The organism is Aeromonas sp. FDAARGOS 1419, from assembly GCF_019047045.1.
GTDB classification, from domain to species: Bacteria; Pseudomonadota; Gammaproteobacteria; order Enterobacterales; family Aeromonadaceae; genus Aeromonas; species Aeromonas veronii.
Window position 1 is genome coordinate 2,446,151 of record NZ_CP077209.1, and the last position, 18,205, is coordinate 2,464,355.

General features: G+C 57.1%; 17 protein-coding genes. 10 read left to right on the forward strand and 7 right to left on the reverse strand.

The window, feature by feature from the left end:
* Positions 1-163 precede the first annotated feature (163 nt).
* From ptsG to I6L49_RS10850, 6 genes are all read right to left on the reverse strand, one after another.
* Complete coding sequence (ptsG, locus tag I6L49_RS10825; protein WP_005338586.1) at positions 164-1,594, reverse strand: PTS glucose transporter subunit IIBC; 1,431 nt, start codon at positions 1,592-1,594, stop codon at positions 164-166.
* Between the two features lie 426 nt (positions 1,595-2,020).
* Positions 2,021-2,992, reverse strand: a complete 972-nt coding sequence (locus tag I6L49_RS10830; protein WP_042055101.1) for a MalM family protein — start codon at positions 2,990-2,992, stop codon at positions 2,021-2,023.
* 91 nt (positions 2,993-3,083) lie between these two features.
* The gene (locus tag I6L49_RS10835) at positions 3,084-4,397 is read right to left on the reverse strand and encodes a maltoporin (RefSeq protein WP_005349751.1); all 1,314 of its coding nucleotides are present in this window, start codon (positions 4,395-4,397) and stop codon (positions 3,084-3,086) included.
* 542 nt (positions 4,398-4,939) lie between these two features.
* Positions 4,940-5,380: a flavodoxin gene (locus tag I6L49_RS10840; RefSeq protein WP_216949528.1), complete on the reverse strand. Its 441-nt coding sequence runs from the start codon at positions 5,378-5,380 to the stop codon at positions 4,940-4,942.
* A 90-nt stretch (positions 5,381-5,470) separates the two neighbouring features.
* Positions 5,471-6,244 carry a tRNA pseudouridine(65) synthase TruC gene (truC, locus tag I6L49_RS10845; protein ID WP_216949529.1) on the reverse strand — a complete coding sequence of 258 codons (774 nt, stop codon included), beginning with the start codon at positions 6,242-6,244 and terminating at the stop codon, positions 5,471-5,473.
* A complete protein-coding gene (locus I6L49_RS10850) occupies positions 6,241-6,576 on the reverse strand; it encodes a YqcC family protein (RefSeq protein WP_005338596.1) in 336 nt (111 codons plus the stop codon). The genes truC and I6L49_RS10850 overlap by 4 nt, the downstream gene beginning before the upstream one ends.
* A gap of 276 nt (positions 6,577-6,852) precedes the next feature.
* Here I6L49_RS10850 and I6L49_RS10855 point away from each other — a divergent pair, with 276 nt between their 5' ends.
* The 5 genes from I6L49_RS10855 to I6L49_RS10875 all read left to right on the forward strand — a co-directional run bounded on the left by I6L49_RS10855 (position 6,853) and on the right by I6L49_RS10875 (position 9,783).
* Positions 6,853-7,893, forward strand: a complete 1,041-nt coding sequence (locus I6L49_RS10855) for a DUF3549 family protein (protein WP_216949530.1) — start codon at positions 6,853-6,855, stop codon at positions 7,891-7,893.
* A gap of 110 nt (positions 7,894-8,003) precedes the next feature.
* Positions 8,004-8,303, forward strand: coding sequence for a DUF3301 domain-containing protein (locus I6L49_RS10860; protein ID WP_216949531.1), 300 nt, complete (start codon positions 8,004-8,006; stop codon positions 8,301-8,303).
* Positions 8,304-8,377: 74 nt separating this feature from the next.
* Positions 8,378-8,614 (forward strand): DUF2789 family protein, encoded by a 237-nt coding sequence (locus I6L49_RS10865; RefSeq protein WP_216949532.1) that lies wholly within the window; start codon positions 8,378-8,380, stop codon positions 8,612-8,614.
* 83 nt (positions 8,615-8,697) lie between these two features.
* Positions 8,698-8,994, forward strand: a complete 297-nt coding sequence (locus I6L49_RS10870) for a DNA-binding protein (protein WP_005343755.1) — start codon at positions 8,698-8,700, stop codon at positions 8,992-8,994.
* A 3-nt stretch (positions 8,995-8,997) separates the two neighbouring features.
* Entirely contained in the window at positions 8,998-9,783 is a 786-nt protein-coding gene (locus tag I6L49_RS10875) for a Zn-ribbon-containing protein (RefSeq protein ID WP_216949533.1), read from the forward strand.
* A 92-nt stretch (positions 9,784-9,875) separates the two neighbouring features.
* On the opposite strand, the gene syd is transcribed toward I6L49_RS10875, so the two are convergent.
* Positions 9,876-10,424: a SecY-interacting protein gene (syd, locus tag I6L49_RS10880; RefSeq protein WP_075114996.1), complete on the reverse strand. Its 549-nt coding sequence runs from the start codon at positions 10,422-10,424 to the stop codon at positions 9,876-9,878.
* 204 nt (positions 10,425-10,628) lie between these two features.
* Here syd and queF point away from each other — a divergent pair, with 204 nt between their 5' ends.
* The 5 genes from queF to xni all read left to right on the forward strand — a co-directional run bounded on the left by queF (position 10,629) and on the right by xni (position 18,110).
* A complete protein-coding gene (queF, locus tag I6L49_RS10885; protein WP_041202347.1) occupies positions 10,629-11,477 on the forward strand; it encodes an NADPH-dependent 7-cyano-7-deazaguanine reductase QueF in 849 nt (282 codons plus the stop codon).
* A 210-nt stretch (positions 11,478-11,687) separates the two neighbouring features.
* Positions 11,688-13,970 (forward strand): hypothetical protein, encoded by a 2,283-nt coding sequence (locus I6L49_RS10890; RefSeq protein WP_158112041.1) that lies wholly within the window; start codon positions 11,688-11,690, stop codon positions 13,968-13,970.
* A gap of 83 nt (positions 13,971-14,053) precedes the next feature.
* Positions 14,054-15,670, forward strand: coding sequence for a diguanylate cyclase (locus I6L49_RS10895; protein WP_216949534.1), 1,617 nt, complete (start codon positions 14,054-14,056; stop codon positions 15,668-15,670).
* A gap of 148 nt (positions 15,671-15,818) precedes the next feature.
* Positions 15,819-17,174 carry a nucleotide 5'-monophosphate nucleosidase PpnN gene (gene ppnN / locus I6L49_RS10900; protein ID WP_019445906.1) on the forward strand — a complete coding sequence of 452 codons (1,356 nt, stop codon included), beginning with the start codon at positions 15,819-15,821 and terminating at the stop codon, positions 17,172-17,174.
* A gap of 135 nt (positions 17,175-17,309) precedes the next feature.
* Entirely contained in the window at positions 17,310-18,110 is an 801-nt protein-coding gene (xni, locus tag I6L49_RS10905) for a flap endonuclease Xni (RefSeq protein ID WP_216949535.1), read from the forward strand.
* Positions 18,111-18,205 lie beyond the last annotated feature (95 nt).

Here is an 18,205-nt window from a genome sequence, read left to right on the forward strand (position 1 = left end):
ACACCACCTTGTGCTGTTGGGCCACCATTGGGCAACCCGTTACATATCGCCCCTTGGAAAACACAACCCCTGCCAAGCCCCGAGACACGCTACAAGCAACCACAAATAGCAAGAGGGAGGCTTTCGCCTCCCTCTTCAAGAACTCTGGTATTCAGGCAACCAATTAGTTGCTCTTCATCCAGATGTCCATGTCGGTTTTCAGGTTGTCGGACTTGGTACCGAAGATGGCTTGAACGCCGGAACCAGCCACTACCACACCGGCAGCACCCAGTTTCTTCAGACCAGCCTGGTCAACTTTGGCAACATCTTTCACGCCAACACGCAGACGGGTGATGCAGGCATCCAGAGAAGCGATGTTCTCTTTACCACCGAAGGCGGCAACCAGAGCAGCAGACATCTCGTCTTTGCCTTGGCCAACGGCCTCTTCAGCAGTCTCGTCTTCACGACCCGGGGTTTTCAGGTTCATGGCACGGATAACGAAGCTGAATACGACGTAGTAGATGGCCGCGTAAACCAGACCCAGACCAACCAGCAGCAGCATGTTGTCGGCACGCGGTGATTGCACCACGAAGTCGATGAAGCCGTTGGAGAAGGTGTGACCGTGTACGATACCCAGAGAGTTGGTCAGCACATAAGCCAGGCCAGCCAGTACAGCGTGGATTGCGTACAGAACCGGAGCGATGAACAGGAAGGAGAATTCAATCGGCTCGGTGATACCGGTCAGGAAAGAGGTCAGGGCTGCAGAGGCCATGATACCAACGATCTTGGCGCGGTTTTCCGGCTTGGCAGCGTGAGCAATGGCGAACGCAGCAGCAGGCAGACCGAACATTTTGAACAGGTAGCCACCAGCCAGCTGACCGAAGCCGTTACCAGCAGCGCGGGAAGCGTCATCAGCAGTCAGGAAGCAGGTCATGATACCGTGAACAGTTTCACCGGCACCGTTGACGCAGGTACCAGCCTGATAGAAGAACGGTACGTTCCAGATGTGGTGCAGACCGAACGGGATCAGGGAGCGCTCAACCACGCCGTAAATACCGAAGGCCAGTACCGGGTTCTGGTTGGCAGCCCAGTCAGAGAAGGCACCAATGGCGCCACCCACTGGCGGCCAAATCACGGACAGGATCACACCCAGACCGATGGAGAGGAAACCGGTGATGATGGGTACGGCACGTTTGCCCGCGAAGAAGCCCAGGTACTCTGGCAGCTGGATCTTGTAGAAGCGGTTGAACGCCCAGGCAGCGATACCACCGGCCAGGATACCACCCAGCACGCCGGTTTCGATGGTTTCAACACCCATCACAGGTGCCATGACCTTCAGGGTTGCGACCATGATGCCGTAGCCAACGATGGCTGACAGACCGGATACACCGTCGTTATTGGTAAAGCCCAGAGCAACACCCACTGCGAACAGCAGGGCCATCTGGCCAAATACAGAACCACCGGCTTGCTCCATCAATTGGGAGACAATTTCCGGCATCCAGCTGAAGTGGGCAGCACCCACCCCCAGCAGAATACCTGCGACTGGCAAGACTGATACTGGCAGCATCAGCGCCTTACCAACCTTTTGCAGATTAGAGAAAGCATTTTTGAACATTGTGTGCGCTCCTGAATGGATTGTCGTCCCTGAACGATCTATCTGGATGAAATAAGCACTGATTCATTCAGATATCTTCGAGTCGGGCTTGTTTATTTTGACCATCAGAATATAACCCAGCGGGTCATAAATTGCTGCTTTCGAAGGCGGGGGAATATTGAATTTGGAGGGAAGATCACAACTTGTTTAGCGGCTAAAAAACGCCTCTAATATAAGTTAATAATCCGCATTATCACTTTATTACAAAGACATATAAATAGCAGTTTCACTTTGTATTTTAACAATGCAATTTATATCAAATGGCAACCCAATGTAACTCAATGTAACGGTGTGATTTTTATTTATTACAGTCTACCGATTAAAAAGGCCTCCAACAAGGGAGGCCTCAATAAATATATCTGACCAGTAATAAATGGTCGTATTATTCTATTTTTGCGACCGCTTGACCGCATCAATAAACACGCTTTTTGCTTTGGTTGAACCAGCCCGCTCGGCCTCGTTCACCAGCTTCATCGCCTTGTCGATATCCCCCGCCTTGACCGCTTTTTCGATCTGACTCTGATAGAAGGTTTCAGTTTCACTCAACATGGCAGGAGCAGGTTTGGCTGCGACCGCAGCTGTTGCAGTTGTGGTAACGGCTGCGGTAGTCGCTATCGCGGCAACCTGCTGACCCTGGCTCATGGCCACCTTGTCGGCATATTCGGGTTTGAATACCGCTTCAAGGCCACTTCCACGGGCCATATCTTTGACTTTGATCTGCACCAAACCCCACGGGGAGTGCGGGATCACCGGATCCTTGATATCAGGCTCAACGGTACCATTAGCGCGAGCAAACGCTTTTGATGGATGCAGGATTGTTGTGCTGCCAGAGAGCTTATCCGCGGGCGCATAAACGATCATGTATGTTTCGCTGGCCGGGTTGCCAGGCATGCTGCGGTCAACAAAAACACGCCCTTCAATACGGTCGTTATCGAGCAAGTGAGCAGGCTGATAGCTGAATACTGACTCACCCAGGACCCGAGTCACCTTGAACTCGGCATCCAGCATAATAACCTTGGGCACCATCACGGTTTTACTCACCTGTGATGCCAGGCTGATCGCCAGATTGCCGGTGTTGGTCGGCAAGCGATAAGCAGCAAAGTAACTCATCCCCTCATCAAACTGAAAAGTAGGTTGCTTGCCATCAATGGCCAGTAAGGTCTCACCTTCAGGCAAGGGGGCATAACTGAAATCTTTAAACGCCACACAGCAGCTTGAGGCTTTGGCCAACGCTTGCTTGGCTTGATCTGCATCGCTCAAGATCGAGCCATGTTCTTGCAGAGGAACAACCATGTTTCCGGCACAACCGGTTAATAGCGCAGTGATTACGGCTGCAATAGACATCTTTACCCGTTTCATTTTTCTTATCTCCATAATCCGGTGGCCGTGATCCGGCGAAACAAAACTGCCCCCATAAGGGGGCAGTCACTAACTTAACTTAAACTTTTGCTTACCACCAAGCTTCTGCTTGAACACCAAATTGGTAGGTATCTTTGGAGGTATTGCCTTCGAAGACTTTCTTGTCTTCATCGTTAGCCAGGTAGGAGGCGAACACACGGATTTCCGGACGGGCCCAGAAGCTGGAACCGGCAGACCAGGCTTGTGCCAGAGTCAGCTTGTAGCCAGCATCTTTGTCTTCGCTGCCATTGGTAGACTTGTTGTTGTCCTTGAAGTAGCCGCCTTCAAAGATGGTCTTGTTGAAGTCATCCCACTTGTACATCGGGCGGATAACAGCAGACATGGTTTCGTACTTGTCGTTGCCATCCCACATTTCGTTGCCTACACCGTAGACCAACTGGTGACCCATCTCCCAGGAGTTGCCCATAGGAACAACGCCCCAGTTGATGATACGGAAACCATCGGCACCGTCTTTAGCTTCAGCACCGTACCAGGAACCATCGCCATAGAAAGCCATGGTCTTGGAGTAACCTTCGGTACCGTATTGCAGCACGGTTTTGTTGAAACCACCGAGGATGCCTGCGGTCAGTTCAGCAGTCAGCATGACGCCATCTTGCGGGTCTTTCTTCAGCGCTTTCTGATCATTGGTTTCATTAACCAGAGCGTAATCCACGCCCAGTTCCAGAGAGGCATCGGTCCACAGCGGGATGCCGGCATAACGCAGATCCAGAGTATTGACGTTCAGATCTTCGTTCTTCACGTAGTTTGGAGCTGCACTGGTACCGGTATTGGTGTACTCGCCGAACACGTCTTTTGCGCTACGGTCGTTACGTACCCATGCGAAAGAGACTTTACCCGGACCAGCCTGGATGCCTTCGATACCAGCACCAGCACCGGAGATGTTCCAGTAATAGAAGTCGGAGATGTGGATGTCATGGCGTTGATAGTAACGCTTACCAGCCCACAGGGTTGCTTCAGGAGCAAAGTTCAGCAAGCCTTTGGCTTGTACGTTGAACTGACGCAGAGCGAAGTCAGAATCACCATTGCACTGCTTGGCATCGAAGTTACAAACAGTACCGGTACCTTCCCAGTCGTTTGAACCGTTGGAAGCCATGGCAAACATGGAATCAACATAGAAAGTCTTGCCATCTTTGTTGAATACTTCCTGACCCAGTTGCACTTCACCGTAGGTATCATTTTCGTTACCCAGACGGCCAACTTTATTGACGTTGTATTTAACCATGTCGCCGTCGCCGGAAACACCGACACCGGAACGGAAGTAACCGTGGAAATCTACGGCAAAGGCGGCTTGGGAAGCCAGGGCGGCAGTAACAGCTGCTGCAATCGGGAGCCACTTCATTTTCATTGTCATATTCCTTATTTCCCGCAGTGAGGAGTGTGATCCTGAATATTCAACTTCTTATCACCATGTAATCCTGTTGGTGATAACCGAGGTTGATTATAGGGAGCGTATTTCACGACAAATATGAAGCGACTCACAAAATGGCGACAAATCGCTCGGCAAACGATCGCTACAACACAAGCAGGTAAAAAACCGACAAATAAGGCAATGCATGACCAACAAAACAACAAAATCAGCAATTAAAGCAAACCTGAAAGCGTTACCAGCAATTAATTCGCGACTGAACCAAAGTCATTATTTTACGTTCGAATGACAAAAACATGACTGAGATCGCTTTCAAGATTGAACTTTTATTTGAAGGACGGGTCTGCGGTGCGCTTGAAACCATTACGCCGATGGAATGCCAAAAGGGGAAAATATCCCTCCGCCACTATCGACAATAAGAGTGGGAAATAAGCTTGCTGAGTGAGATGACATTTGTGCAAATAACAATCCCCTGCCGGTTAAGGATCAGGGGATTGATATGGCTCTATTTCAGAGAATATTCAGGGCTGAATATCCCACTTTTTCAGCCAGCTGAGTGCCACCTGTTCGGGTTCATCGTGCACGGTGGCATCCAACTCCAGCGGGGGCATCACTCGCGTGGCACCCAGCTCTTGCAGCAACCCGTCCAGCCGACGGCCCGCGCCACAAAAATGGTCATAGCTGCTGTCGCCCATGGCAATCAGTGTATACCGCAGCCCCTTGAGCCAGGGCGCCTTGTCAGCCAGCTCGCTGGCAAAGGGCTGCAGATTGGGAGGAATGTCTCCCTGTCCTGTAGTGGCACTAACCAGCAATAAAAAACGGCCGGGGTCGATGTCCGCCAGCCGTGCTTCTTCGTGCAGAGAACAGTGATGCCCCTTGCGTTCCAGCTCATCTGCCAAGGTCTCGGCTACCAGCATGGCTGCGCCGTAGACAGTTCCTACCACGATATCGATCTGCGCCATTCTCCTCTCCCCGCGTGAGTCACTCTTTTGAGCAACTCTATCAGCAAGCTGGCGTCAGATGCCACCGATTCAGGGCTGAGGATCAGGCGCTTAGTAGTCGCTCTCGCTGGCGGGCCAGCCCAGCTCGGCAAACAGGCGCAGCACATCCTGACCGAGCGGCGCCTGGATCCGAATCGGCACCTTGAGCACCGGATGGGTAAAGCTCAGGGTGCGGGCCACCAGCAGCAGCCGTTCGCAGCCAAAGTGCTCGCGAAAGAAACGGTTGTGGCGGCCATCCCCGTGGGTGGTATCCCCGACGATGGGGTGGAACAGGTGATCCATATGACGGCGCAGCTGATGCTTGCGGCCGGTCTTCGGGAACAATCTGACCAGACTGTAACGACTGGTGGGATGCTTCTTGGAGACCGCGTGGGGCAGCTCGACCTGATGCAGGCGCCGGAAGGTGGTGACGGCATCCTGCGCCGGGCGATCCGGGTTGCTCATGGCATCGGCAATCTTGTCCAGCTGCTCCTTGAGGGGATAGTCGATCACCCCCTGCTCGGGTGCCCAGCCGCGCACCAGTGCCAGATACTCCTTGTGCACCTGACGTTGGGTGAAGGCTTCGGTCAGCGCGCGGGCAATCACCGGATCGAGCGCAAACAGCAGCACGCCGGAGGTGGGACGGTCAAGGCGATGCACCGGATAGACATGGCGACCGCCGATGAGATCCCGGGTCATCTGCATGGCAAAACGGGTCTCGCCCTTGTCGAGCCAGCTGCGATGCACCAACAGACCGGACGGCTTGTTGACCGCCACCAGCCACTCATCCTGATAGAGCAGGGTCAGCTTCAGGTCACTATCTTCTCGGGTTTGATCTGGCATCATTGTTCAATCACTTTGCCGGAAAGCAGCAGGTCGAAGCGGGCGATCAGGCGCAGCAGCGCTTCTGCTTCGGCCAGATCCTCTTTGTAGACTTCGCTGGCCATGGGATAGAGGGAGACGCTGGTGGGCAGCGGCGCCTGCAACATCACCAGCTGCTCCATGCGCGGGATCAGCACGAACTGCAGCCACTGATCAAAGCTCAGGGTATCGACACAAAAAGGCAGGGTGCTTGCCAGGGCTTCGTCACCGGGATGGTCAGCTTGCCAGCGCTCAAGGCGCTGCAACTCGGCGGTGAGTTCCCCCAACAGGCCAGCTACCAGCAAATATTGATTCATCTCGCTCTCTTCCTCATAACCACAGATTGATCCGCTGACCCGACAGGGCCAGCCAGGATGCAAATTAATTCCGTCACGCAGCACCGGCGATTCAGCCGGCTCGTCGACATACACGGCAGCCAGCGCGGCCTGCCGCCGTTAAAAAAGGGCGATACTATACACCTCCCCCCGCATGGCTGCCATGTTGATATCTGCCGCAACGCGCGTCTGCTGCCACTGGCTATCCTCGGCAAGGGCCTTATAATCGGCCCGCATCACCATTAGCCGGATCTCACCATGTCTGCGACGCCTACTGCCATCAATACCTTGACCGAATTTCTGACTCAGGCTGGCACCCAGTTCCAGCTGTTTGACATGGGCCGCCAGGTGCGGCCACTGGCAAGCGATACCTTTGTGCGCATCGAACAGCAGCAGGAGCCCTATCCCTGGCCGCTGCAACAGCACGCCTGGTTGGGTGTGCACTTCTTCCAGCCGAGCGAGTCTCGCCACTACCTCTGGTTCCTCAAGTTTGCCCTCGATGAACGCGGCCTGCTGATGTCAAACGGCCCCAAGCTGTTCATGGATCAGGTGGTGGAGACCCTGGGCTACAAGCTCACCGGCGATCTGGACGAGGAAAAAGCCCAGCGCTTGGCCGACAATCCCTACACCTTCCGCCCGGCGGAGGCAAAAATGGCCAGTCTGCACGCCAAGCTGGCGCGCCAGCTGGAGCAGGCCCCTTCCGCCTATTACGATGCCCTCTGCCACTATCTGGCCGCCCCCAACGACACCGGTTGGCAGACGCTGGGACTACAGGGCTTTGCCGATCTGGCCGAGCGACTGCATGATGAACGCAATCTGGCGCTGATCTGCAAGGCGCTGCCCAAACTGCCGCAAGAGCCGCTCTATGCCCTCTGCCAGAGCCTTGAAAACGCCCCGCTGCCGCCAGCAGTACAAGGCGCCCTGCTTGAGCGGATCGGCAAGGAGCAGGAGTGCGCAGCCCCCAACCCTGAGACCCTGGCCTACCTCTGCCGCGCCATGGCCTCCTGTCCCGGCAGCTCTTTGCGCACCAACAAGCTGCTGACCCTGCTGCAAACCCAGCCGAGCCCTGCGCTGCTGCTCGCCATCGCCGGCCGGCTCTGGCCCGATCTGAAAGATGCCAATCTGCTCAGCCACTATCTGGAACAGCTGGCACTGCAACCGACCCAGTTCTTCAATCAGGTTTTTGCCGAGTTGGTCACTTTACCGGCCCTGCGCAATGATATGCTGGCCAGACTGCGAGACCCCGAGCGCAGCGATGCGCTGGGCAAGGCCATCGGCCGTCTGTTTGCCTCGGCCTGATCCCTCGCCTCCCCCTCACGCCACGAGGCAACACGGCGGGAAATAGAAAGGAGATCGGGAGTGCCGAGCAGGACTCCCGGTTATCGACATCACGATAAGGAAGCCCGCCTATGGGAGAGATGCTCGGAATTTTGTTGCTGATTGCGATTGCCAGCCTGTTCTGGCTGCAACGCCAACAGGCAGAAGTGGCCTGGCAATATGTGCGCCGCTACTGCCAGCACCATGATCTGCAACTGCTGTCACTGGCTCGCCATCGGCGGGAGCTGGCACATAATCCCCTGCGGCTGCTGACCCACTATCAGTTTGAATTTTCCAGCGATGGCGAGAGCCGCTATCAGGGCACCCTCAAGATGCAGGGGCTGCACGTCGTGGGCGTTGATTTGCCACCCCATCGCATCCCCTCTGCCTGATCCCCAATCTCGTCTCTGCGCCCGATGGCTGTGCCTGTCTATAATCTCAGGGATTAAACAAAGGGAGAGACGAGATGGAACCCCTTGTCCACGATCTGCCAGCCCTGTTTGCCCAGCTCGGGATGGCCAACGACGAGCTGAGCCTGCACCGCTTTGTGCACGACCATCACCTCGACAATCAGACCCTGCTGCCGGAGGCCGGTTTCTGGAACGCCGCCCAGGCAAGCTTTCTGCGCGACGCCCTGTGGAACGACTCCGACTGGTGTGAAGCGATCGACCAGCTCGATGTGATGTTGCGCCAGCCCCGCTAGCCGCCCGCCCCTTTCCTCCCCTGCCGGCTTTGGTTAAGATCCCGCCCCGATATCGATCCCCCCTTCTCACCCAGAGCATGCTTATGTCCGCCCACGAGATCATCCGAATTGCCAACGAGCTGGCCGCCAAGGGCCTGACGCCCACCACTGCCATGATCAAGGCCCGCCTCACCCAGCCTGTGCCGATGGCCGAGCTGCTGAAAGTGCTGAGCCAGTGGAAGCAGCAGCCAGTTGCGACCGCCGAGAGCGAGATCCTGCCAGAGGCTGTGCCTCAGCCAGCACCGGAGCTCACCCTGCAGCAACTCGCCGAACAGCTCGCGCGCATCGAACAGAAGGTGGATCGCCTGACCGACCTGCTCCTCCAGCAGGGGCAAGGCTGAACCATGTATATCGTCGAACTCTGCTTTGAGTGTTACCGCGATACCTCCCTTGGCGACGCCGAGCGGGCCATCGTCAACTACCTCGACATGCTGCGTTATCAGGGCCAGATCCTCGGGCGGGAGTTCCCCACCAGCATGCATGACGGCTATTTCGTCAGTCGGGTGGTCTGCCCGGAGCAGGATAGCCTGCACCCCGACAACCAGAGCGAGCAGGTCAAACTGGCCGAGCAGCAGCTCAATCAGGCGGGGTTGCTGGCGCCAAAACTCCAGCTGCAGGGGGCGGATCTGCTCTCCGATAGCACAGATCCTTGCGGCCAGCAGGGCGAGCGGCCGAGCTGGATGATGCTCTACACCAGCTTCCTGCACACCTGCTCGCCGCTGCGCTGTGGCGACCACTTCGCCCCCATTCCGCTCTACCAACTGCCCGCGGTCGCCAACGGCGATCAGAAACAGATCATCAAGTGGCAGGAGGATTGGGAGGCGTGCGATCAGTTGCAGATGAACGGCTCCATCGCCGAACATGCGGCGCTGCACGAAATCGGCGAAGTGGGCAGCCGCCTCTACCGGCGCGGCAGCGATCTGGCCAAACGGTTGGAAGTGCTGAGCGGCATCCCCACCTACTACTACCTCTACCGGGTGGGCGGGTTGAGCGCTACCGAGGAGAAGGCGCGCTCCTGCCCCAGCTGTGGCGGTGAGTGGGCGCTGGCAGAGCCACTGCACGAGATCTTCGACTTCAAGTGCGACAGCTGCCGCCTGGTCTCCAACCTCTCCTGGGATTTCAAGGATTAAGCGCGTTCCCTGTACGCGATGCCATAAAAAAGAGCCTTGCCGCATGGCAAGGCTCTTTTCGTTCCGATGAGTAACCTTGGCTCGAACCTGCGCTATTGCGGCAACGTCTCAAGCCGTTCCAGAAACGCCGGCAAGGAGGGCGCCAACGTCAGACGGCGGCCGGAATCGAGCCACTCCAGCCACACCTGACCACTCTCGTTATCAAGGGAGATGAGCGTCATCTCGTTGCGGGTGGTGGCAATGAAGATGGAGGGGGTTCGTTTTAGCTTGCGCAGCATCAGCAGGTGGCCGATGAGGTTCTCCTTGAGCAGGTCGAGATCCGCCTCGTTCCACGGCAGGATCAGTTCAAGGCGCAGCCCCTTGAAGAGGCAGGGCACTGGGCGGCTGAACCAGTGGCCAAACAGGGTGGTCGCTGCGGGATGAAGCTGCAGCTCCAGCGCCTCGTTCATGGCGGTGAAATCGCCGGGCTCGGAGCGCTGGTGAGGGCGCCAGGCCACCCGACCATCGGCAGGCTCACCAAGTTGGCAGGGGGAACGCCAGTCCGCCTCCCACTCGCACAGGGGCAGGCCTCGTCTGGCCTCGCCATCCCGTTGCCAGCGGGCAAAAAAGTGCTCCAGGGCAGACAAAACTTGATCCGACATCGAAAATCCCCACAATTGCTGGCAAAGTCCGCTATTGCACCACCAAACCCGGTAACAGACAAGGTTGCCAGCCGACCTTGCGACCCGAGAAACAGAACCCGGGATACAGAGAGGCCGACGCCTAAGCCAAACGGCTGCAACCATCCGGCCCAGCAATGGCCTGTTTCATTCCACTCATCATGAGCACATTACGTGAGCAACCCTGTGAGCAAACAAGATAGATACGCCGGGGCCAGCGCCCTGACCGGCCTGAGCCTGGGCCAGCAATCCGATTACATCAGCCAGTACACCCCCTCCCTGCTGCAGCCGGTTCCCCGCAGCCTGAACCGGGATGATCTCCAGCTGGGCGATGATCTGCCCTTTAGCGGTTGCGATGTCTGGACCCTCTATGAGCTCTCCTGGCTCAATGCCAAGGGCAAGCCGATGGTGGCGGTGGGTGAAGTGGCCATTCCGGCCACCAGTGCGAACCTGATCGAATCCAAATCCTTCAAGCTCTACCTCAACTCCTTCAACCAGACCCGTTGCGACTCTATCGAGGCAGTCGCCGCCATGCTGACCAAGGATCTGAGTGCCTGTGCGGGTGAGACCGTCAAGGTGACCCTGTTCCCCCTCGACAAGGCGCCGCACCAGATTGCCCTGCTGCCCGGCGAGTGCATTGATGAGCAGGATATCGAGGTAGACAATTACGAGTTTGATGCGTCCCTGCTGCGAGGGGCTGCCGGTAGCGAGCTGGTCGAGGAGACCCTGCACAGCCACCTGCTCAAATCCAACTGTCTGGTGACCAGCCAGCCGGACTGGGGCTCCGTGGTAATCCGCTACAAGGGGCCGAAACTCGATCGGGAGAAGCTGCTGCGCTATCTCATCTCGTTTCGCCAGCACAACGAGTTCCACGAGCAGTGCATCGAGCGGATCTTTATCGACCTAAAGCACTATTGCCAGCCTGAGCAGTTGACCGTCTATGCCCGCTATACCCGCCGCGGCGGCCTCGACATCAACCCGTTCCGCTCCGATTTCGAAGCCGTGCCCGCCAACCTGCGTCTGATCCGCCAATAAAGTCGAGTTGCGACAGAGAGGGCAGTCGCACTGCCCTCCATGACTGGTAAAAAGGTTTCAATCGATGCTTTACGCAGCTGGGATAAGGGGGCTGGATAATAAAATCCAGACGAAACCCACTTGCCGGCCACCAGCAAACCACAGTAAACGCTGGACTCGCAGGGGGGGGCTTGGATAACATGCCAACACCTCTGCGCCGTCCTTAATCCAATGAATCAACTGTTTTTTCTGGCCATGATGATGTCCTCCCTGTCAGCTCCGAATCTGGATCTGGACAAGGAGCAACTCTCAATCGATCTGCAACAAGCGCAATCGATGGTACTGACCGATCCTGCCAGATGCGTCCAGATCACCACCGCCTTCCTGACGCGCGCAGCCAATAATCCCCAGCAAATCATCAGCAATCGCCAGGAGTTCGGTTATCGCGAACCCATCCTGAGTTACAGCACGGCAGCCCAGACCATAGGCGCCCATCTGCTCAAAGGGGAGTGTCTGCTGCAACTGGGCCAATATCAGGCCACCCAGCAAGCGCTCGACAAGGCGATGGCGCTGGCAGACAAAGAGCGGCAACCGGAACTCAAGGCGCACGGCCTCTATCTCAAGATCCGCAGTCAGGCCCTCAAACCGGATAACCAGAGCACCAGCCGCGCCCTGATGGATCAACTGGACGAACAGTTGGCCGTCCCCACGCTCAAGCAGAGCCAGCTGCAGATCTATGGCCGCCTACAACGCACCAGCTACGACATCGAGAACCAGCACTTCGATGATGCCAAGGCCCACTTGGCAGATGCGCGGATCTGGGCCGCCAAGACCCCCAATCCCCTCGCCAGTGCCTGGGTCAGCGCCATCAGCGGCGACCTCTATCGCGCGCTGCAGCAGCCACAGCTGGCACTGGGGGAATATATCGATGCCCAGCAACAGGCCAAAAGCCTCAACGACCCGCTCTTTCTCGGCCTGCTGTCGAACCAGATAGTCAAACTCTATCAGCAGGAGCAGGAGCCCCAGAAAGCGCTACAGTATGCCAATGAGGCGGCCAACTACTTCCACTCCATCGGCAACCCTTCCCTGCTGTGCGACTCCCTGATGGTGCTGGCGCGACTCAACCGCGAGCAGGGCGACCTCAATATGGCGCTGGTCTACTTCTTCAATGCGCTGGATCTGCTCGATGAGGGGAGCAACCGACCACAAGCCTCCCTGCTCAAATATGAAATCGGCAAGACCTACCTGCAAAGCGGCAACCTCTCGCTGGCCAGCAACTACCTCAATGCGGCCCGTCAGTCTCACGAACTGAGCGATGCCAAAGAGCCGCTGATCGATACCCTGTTGCTGCTCGGCGAGCTCTATCTGAAGAAGCAGGAGGCCGCCATCGCCATTCTGCAGTTGGAGAATGCCCGCGCGCTGGCCAATCAGCTCGGTGATACCCGCCGTCAGTACGAGGTATTCCGCCTGTTGTCGCTGGCCTATGAGCAGAAGGGGTATCTGCGCCAGGCCCTCGACAGCTACAAGCGCTTCCACCGTCTTGGCGAGGAGGTACGCCAGCAGGAACAGGCCATGGAGCAGGCGGCGATCCGCGACAACTATGTCCAGGTCGAGCGGGTGCAACATATCAAGGAGCTGGAGCAGCGACTTAACAACAGCCAGCATCAGCAGGAGCGCTATCTCTGGTCGAGTATCACCACCAGCCTGCTGCTGGCGCTCTTTATCTACCTCTTCTTCACCCTCTGGCTCAAGCTGCGTACTGCCCGCCTGCAACTGAAACGGACCAATGAGGCCTTGCTGATCGAGCCACGCTCGGGGCTGGCCAACTGGCAGCGGCTGATGAACCGCTGGCCGCGGGAGATGGCAAAGCGCCAGCTGAAATCGGATCGCTGGTACCTCAGTGAACAGCCCTCCAGCGAGTTCGATGACAAGCTGCACTATCTGCTGTTCCGGGTGCCCTTCCTGGTCAACACGCTGGAGCGCCACGGCTATCAGGCCAGCAGAGAAATCGAGCAGGCCTTCGGTGCCTATATGGACACCCTGACCCCGCAAGATGGCCGTATCTATGACTTGCGTGAAGGACACATGCTCTATGTGGTACCACAGCGCCACGTCACCAACCTGCATCAACTGGCGGGAGACCTGCTGACCGCCATCGCCGCCTTCCCTTGCAACTATCCGCTGGATCGCCGGATCAGCCTCGGGATTGTCAGTCACCCCTTCCTGCCGAAAGCGGCGACCGCGCTCGATCACAATGGCCTGTTTGACCTCTGCTATCTCGCCCTGTCGGGAGCCATTCAGCTCAGTGAAAAATGCCAGCAAAACGCCTGGTTGGAGCTCGCGGCGATCGATTGCCAACAAGCGGCATTTTTTAATGGAGATGTGTGGCAATGCGGCCTGATGGCAATTGACAAGGGACTGGTAAAAGTCAATTCTTCTCATGAAAAGCAATGGGTTAATTGGCCCAGCCTTGCAAGGAAGCTGGCAGCCGATAACCACCAGGAAACAATGTAGATAACAGGCGAGGATCGAAACTAGGTTCGACCACTGTTGCTATCCAACACCAAAAACAATAATGACAACAGGGCGACCTGATAATGAATGACATCGCTGCCGTAGCAGGACAATTGGCAAGACTCAGGGAATCCCTTCAGCAGAAACAGCTGGAACTCGACGGCGTACTGTCGTTTTCCGATGCAGAGCGTGCTCGCGGCATCCAGTTTATCAACAAGTTAATGCTCTCCTGCCGTGGCTTCGACCGCGAGCTGGACAATCGCTTCGCCAAGCTCAAGCAGAAACTGGATAACAATCCCGCATTTACCTCGCTGGACGCCGACCTGCTGGCCATTGAAAAATTGCTGCAGCAGCACAGCAATGCGCTGGAAGAGTCGATCACCCTGACTCAAACTGCCATCGATCTTGGTTCCAAACAGCTGAAAACCATCAAGGGCTTCCCGGAAGAGACCCGCAAGTCCCTCAAGGAATTTCTGGCAAGTCCCGCCGGTTACGGCATTGCCGATCACCAAAAGAAGGTTATCAAGCTGCTGGAGTTCTACCAGCAGGCGATCAAGATCCAGCTGCTGCCAAGTCAGCCCCTGTTGGCACCTTCAGGTGCAACTCAACAAGAAAGCGATACTGCCAGCAACGATGGCCAGCCCGATGTCGACCCGTTTGATCTCAAGGATCACGCTCGCATCGCCGATGAGCTGCAGCGGCTTATCACCGAACTCGACTTTGCCGGCGCCATCGGCGAGAGCCTGAGCGACATTCGCCGCCAACTACTGATCGGGATCAACCCTGCCCTGCTGGCGGAAACCTGCCTGCAGGTGATCGAGCTCATCATCGAAGGCACCCGTGAGGAGCGTAAAGCCTCTCGCGCCTTCCTCAGCGCCCTCAACGAGAGCCTGTCCGCAGTACATGTCGGCTTTACCGAATCCCTCGATGAGGGGCGCGCGCTGCAAAACGAAACCCGCGAGACCCGCGAGGCGCTGGTCAACGAGTTGCAGGCGATCGATCACTCCCTGGCCAGCTATAACTCCATCGATGCGCTCAAGCGCGCCATCTCCGGCCATATGGGTGCCATCAACCTGCTGCTGCAAGAACGGGAAAGTACCGCAGCACGGGAACGTCACCTGCTCACCCGCCTCTCCACCATGGAGTCCAAGCTGCGCTTGATGAAGGAGGAGACCGCCGAGTACAAGAAGCGGCTGACCATTCAAAAACACAAGCTGTTCCTCGACAGCCTGACCCAGGTGCACAACCGGGCTGCCCTCGATGAACGGCTGGAGCAGGAGTACAAACGTTGGCTTCGTTACCGCACTCCGCTCTGCATGGCGATCATCGACATCGATCACTTCAAGAACATCAATGACAACTACGGCCATATGGCTGGTGACAAGGCGTTGAAAGTAGTCGCCAAGGCGCTGCAGAGCGCGCTGCGTGACACTGATTTCATCGCCCGTTTTGGTGGAGAAGAGTTCGTGGTGTTGCTGCCCAACATCAACCCGGACAAGTTCCAGAAGCCGCTGGAGACCCTGCGCCAGACCATCAAGAGCATCCCGTTCCGTTTTCGAGATGCCAAGGTGGAGATCACCATCTCCATCGGCGCAACCCTGTTCAAGGATGGGGACAACCCGTCCGATGTGTTTGAACGGGCGGACAAGGCGCTCTACCACTCCAAGCACACCGGTCGGGATCAAGTGACACTGGCCTGACAAGCGGCTAAAAAAACAGCGAACAGTCGTCGCCCTATTTCCCTCCACCCTCTGTTACCACTACTATCGATCTCAGGGGATGCAACATAGCGTCCCCTTTTCTCCCCAGGGAAAAACACAACGATAACAAGTGAGTAAAGGGGAACCTATGATTACGCACATCAATCCCGTCGGCAGCATGGATTTGCTGTCACAGCTTGAGGTGGATCGCCTCAAGCAGACTGCCTCCAGCGATATCTATCAACTGTTTCGCAACTGCTCGCTGGCAGTGCTCAATTCCGGTAGCCATACCGACAGCTCCAAGGAGATCCTGGAGCGCTTCAAATCGTTCGATATTCATGTGATCCGGCGCGAGCGCGGGGTCAAGCTGGAACTGTTCAATGCCCCCGAGCACGCCTTTGTCGATGGCGAGATTATTCGCGGCATTCAGGAGCACCTCTTCTCGGTGCTGCGCGACATTCTCTATGTCTCCAATCAGCTCGAGTCCAACCGCCTGGTCAATCTGACCAACTCCACTCACATCTCCAACGTGGTGTTCGCCATCCTGCGCAACGCCAAGGTGATCCTGCCCGGCGCCGATCCCAACCTGATCGTCTGCTGGGGTGGCCACTCCATCAACGAGATCGAATACCAGTACACCCGCGCCGTGGGCAGCGAACTGGGCTTGCGCGAGCTGAACATCTGTACCGGCTGTGGCCCGGGGGCCATGGAGGGCCCGATGAAGGGTGCCGCCGTCGGCCATGCTAAACAGCGGGTAAGAAACGGCCGCTACATCGGCCTGACCGAGCCTTCCATCATCGCGGCCGAACCGCCCAACCCCATCGTCAACGAACTGGTGATCCTGCCGGATATCGAGAAACGGCTGGAAGCCTTCGTGCGCCTTGGTCACGGCATCATCATCTTCCCGGGCGGAGTCGGCACCGCCGAAGAGCTGCTCTATCTGCTCGGCATCATGATGCATCCGGCCAACGAGCGGCAGCCGATGCCCATCATCCTGACCGGCCCGAAAGAGAGTGCCGACTACTTCCGTGCCATCGACGACTTCATCAAGGCGACCCTCGGTGAACCGGCGACCAAGCTCTACCGGATCATTGTCGGCGACGCGCCGGAAGTGGCCCGAGTGATGAAGGAGGCGATGCCGAAAATCCGCGAATACCGCAAATCGGTCGGTGATGCCTACTCCTTCAACTGGTCCCTCAAGATTGAGCCGGAGTTCCAGCTCCCCTTCGAACCGGATCACGCCAGCATGGCCAGTCTGGATCTGCACCGCAACCAGCCGCCCCAGTTGCTGGCCGCCAACCTGCGTCGCGCCTTCTCCGGCATCGTCGCTGGCAACGTCAAGGAAGGGGGCATTCGCGCCATCGAGAAGAAAGGCCCCTTCAAGCTGCACGGCGACAAGGAGCTGATGCACCTGATGGACAAACTGCTGGAGAGCTTCGTCAAGCAGCAGCGGATGAAGCTGCCAGGCAGCCAGTATGTGCCCTGCTACGAAATCGTCCGCTAGGGTACAGATACATCATCGACAGAGGGGCGCAGCGGCGCCCCTCTTTATTGGCTCAATACCTTCCCGACTACCATCAATCCCCCATAAGGCGAGCGGTTTGTTACAATGGAGCGTCCCGATCGCCAAGAGTGCCCCATGTCAACTATCCGGCCACACCTGCTCATCATCGATGCCCTCAACCTCATTCGCCGTCTGCACGCGGTACAGGCCCAGCAGGCACTGACCCCTGCCCAGGCGCTGGTTGCCACCCGCGCCAACCTTATCAATACCAGCCGCAAGCTGCTGGCCAATAGCGAGCCGACCCATGTCATTGCCGTGTTTGATGGCGAAGTGCATAGTTGGCGCAAAGAGGTCTATCCGGCCTACAAGGAGGGGCGAACCCCCATGCCCCCCGAACTGCGTGAGGGGTTGGCGACCCTGCAGGATGCCTTTTGGGAGTGCGGTGTAGATGCCCTGCTCTCCGAGACAGATGAAGCGGATGACCTTATCGCCACCCTCGCCAGTGGCATCGCCAGCCATGGCCATCAGGCGACCATCATCTCCACCGACAAGGGCTTCTGCCAACTGCTCTGCCCGCAGATCCGGGTGCGCGACTACTTCAACAAACGCTGGCTGGATGCGGCCTTCGTCCAGCAGCAATATGGGGTAGCCCCTGCTCAGCTGGTCGACTTCTGGGCCCTGACCGGTATCAGCGGTTCCAATATCAAGGGGGTTCCGGGGATTGGCCCCAAGACCGCCACCCAGCTGTTGCAGCAATATGGCAATCTGGCAGCCATGCTCGAAGCCTGTCAGCAAGAGGACGCCGCCAAGCCACTGCTCAAGCTGCGCCAACATAAGGATGAAGCCCTGCTGGCCCAGCGGCTGGTGCACTTGCAGCGGGATATTCCGCTGGGATTCAACCTGCGGGACATCCGCTACCCGCCCCAGCCAGACTAAAGTGCCGAACAAAAATGCAGGCAAGGGCGTGAACCATGACGAGACTCACCCTCGCTGTTGATAAAAGTGAGTAGAATGTAAAGGAATGTGGTTGG

Excerpts from the sequence above, each read along its gene's own strand:
- ptsG (WP_005338586.1), bottom strand. The coding sequence starts at position 1,594 with ATGTTCAAAAATGCTTTCTCTAATCTGCAAAAGGTTGGTAAGGCGCTG.
- I6L49_RS10830 (WP_042055101.1), bottom strand. The coding sequence starts at position 2,992 with ATGAAACGGGTAAAGATGTCTATTGCAGCCGTAATCACTGCGCTATTA.
- I6L49_RS10835 (WP_005349751.1), bottom strand. The coding sequence starts at position 4,397 with ATGAAAATGAAGTGGCTCCCGATTGCAGCAGCTGTTACTGCCGCCCTG.
- I6L49_RS10840 (WP_216949528.1), bottom strand. The coding sequence starts at position 5,380 with ATGGCGCAGATCGATATCGTGGTAGGAACTGTCTACGGCGCAGCCATG.
- truC (WP_216949529.1), bottom strand. The coding sequence starts at position 6,244 with ATGATGCCAGATCAAACCCGAGAAGATAGTGACCTGAAGCTGACCCTG.
- I6L49_RS10850 (WP_005338596.1), bottom strand. The coding sequence starts at position 6,576 with ATGAATCAATATTTGCTGGTAGCTGGCCTGTTGGGGGAACTCACCGCC.
- I6L49_RS10855 (WP_216949530.1), top strand. The coding sequence starts at position 6,853 with ATGTCTGCGACGCCTACTGCCATCAATACCTTGACCGAATTTCTGACT.
- I6L49_RS10860 (WP_216949531.1), top strand. The coding sequence starts at position 8,004 with ATGGGAGAGATGCTCGGAATTTTGTTGCTGATTGCGATTGCCAGCCTG.
- I6L49_RS10865 (WP_216949532.1), top strand. The coding sequence starts at position 8,378 with ATGGAACCCCTTGTCCACGATCTGCCAGCCCTGTTTGCCCAGCTCGGG.
- I6L49_RS10870 (WP_005343755.1), top strand. The coding sequence starts at position 8,698 with ATGTCCGCCCACGAGATCATCCGAATTGCCAACGAGCTGGCCGCCAAG.
- I6L49_RS10875 (WP_216949533.1), top strand. The coding sequence starts at position 8,998 with ATGTATATCGTCGAACTCTGCTTTGAGTGTTACCGCGATACCTCCCTT.
- syd (WP_075114996.1), bottom strand. The coding sequence starts at position 10,424 with ATGTCGGATCAAGTTTTGTCTGCCCTGGAGCACTTTTTTGCCCGCTGG.
- I6L49_RS10890 (WP_158112041.1), top strand. The coding sequence starts at position 11,688 with ATGAATCAACTGTTTTTTCTGGCCATGATGATGTCCTCCCTGTCAGCT.
- I6L49_RS10895 (WP_216949534.1), top strand. The coding sequence starts at position 14,054 with ATGAATGACATCGCTGCCGTAGCAGGACAATTGGCAAGACTCAGGGAA.
- ppnN (WP_019445906.1), top strand. The coding sequence starts at position 15,819 with ATGATTACGCACATCAATCCCGTCGGCAGCATGGATTTGCTGTCACAG.
- xni (WP_216949535.1), top strand. The coding sequence starts at position 17,310 with ATGTCAACTATCCGGCCACACCTGCTCATCATCGATGCCCTCAACCTC.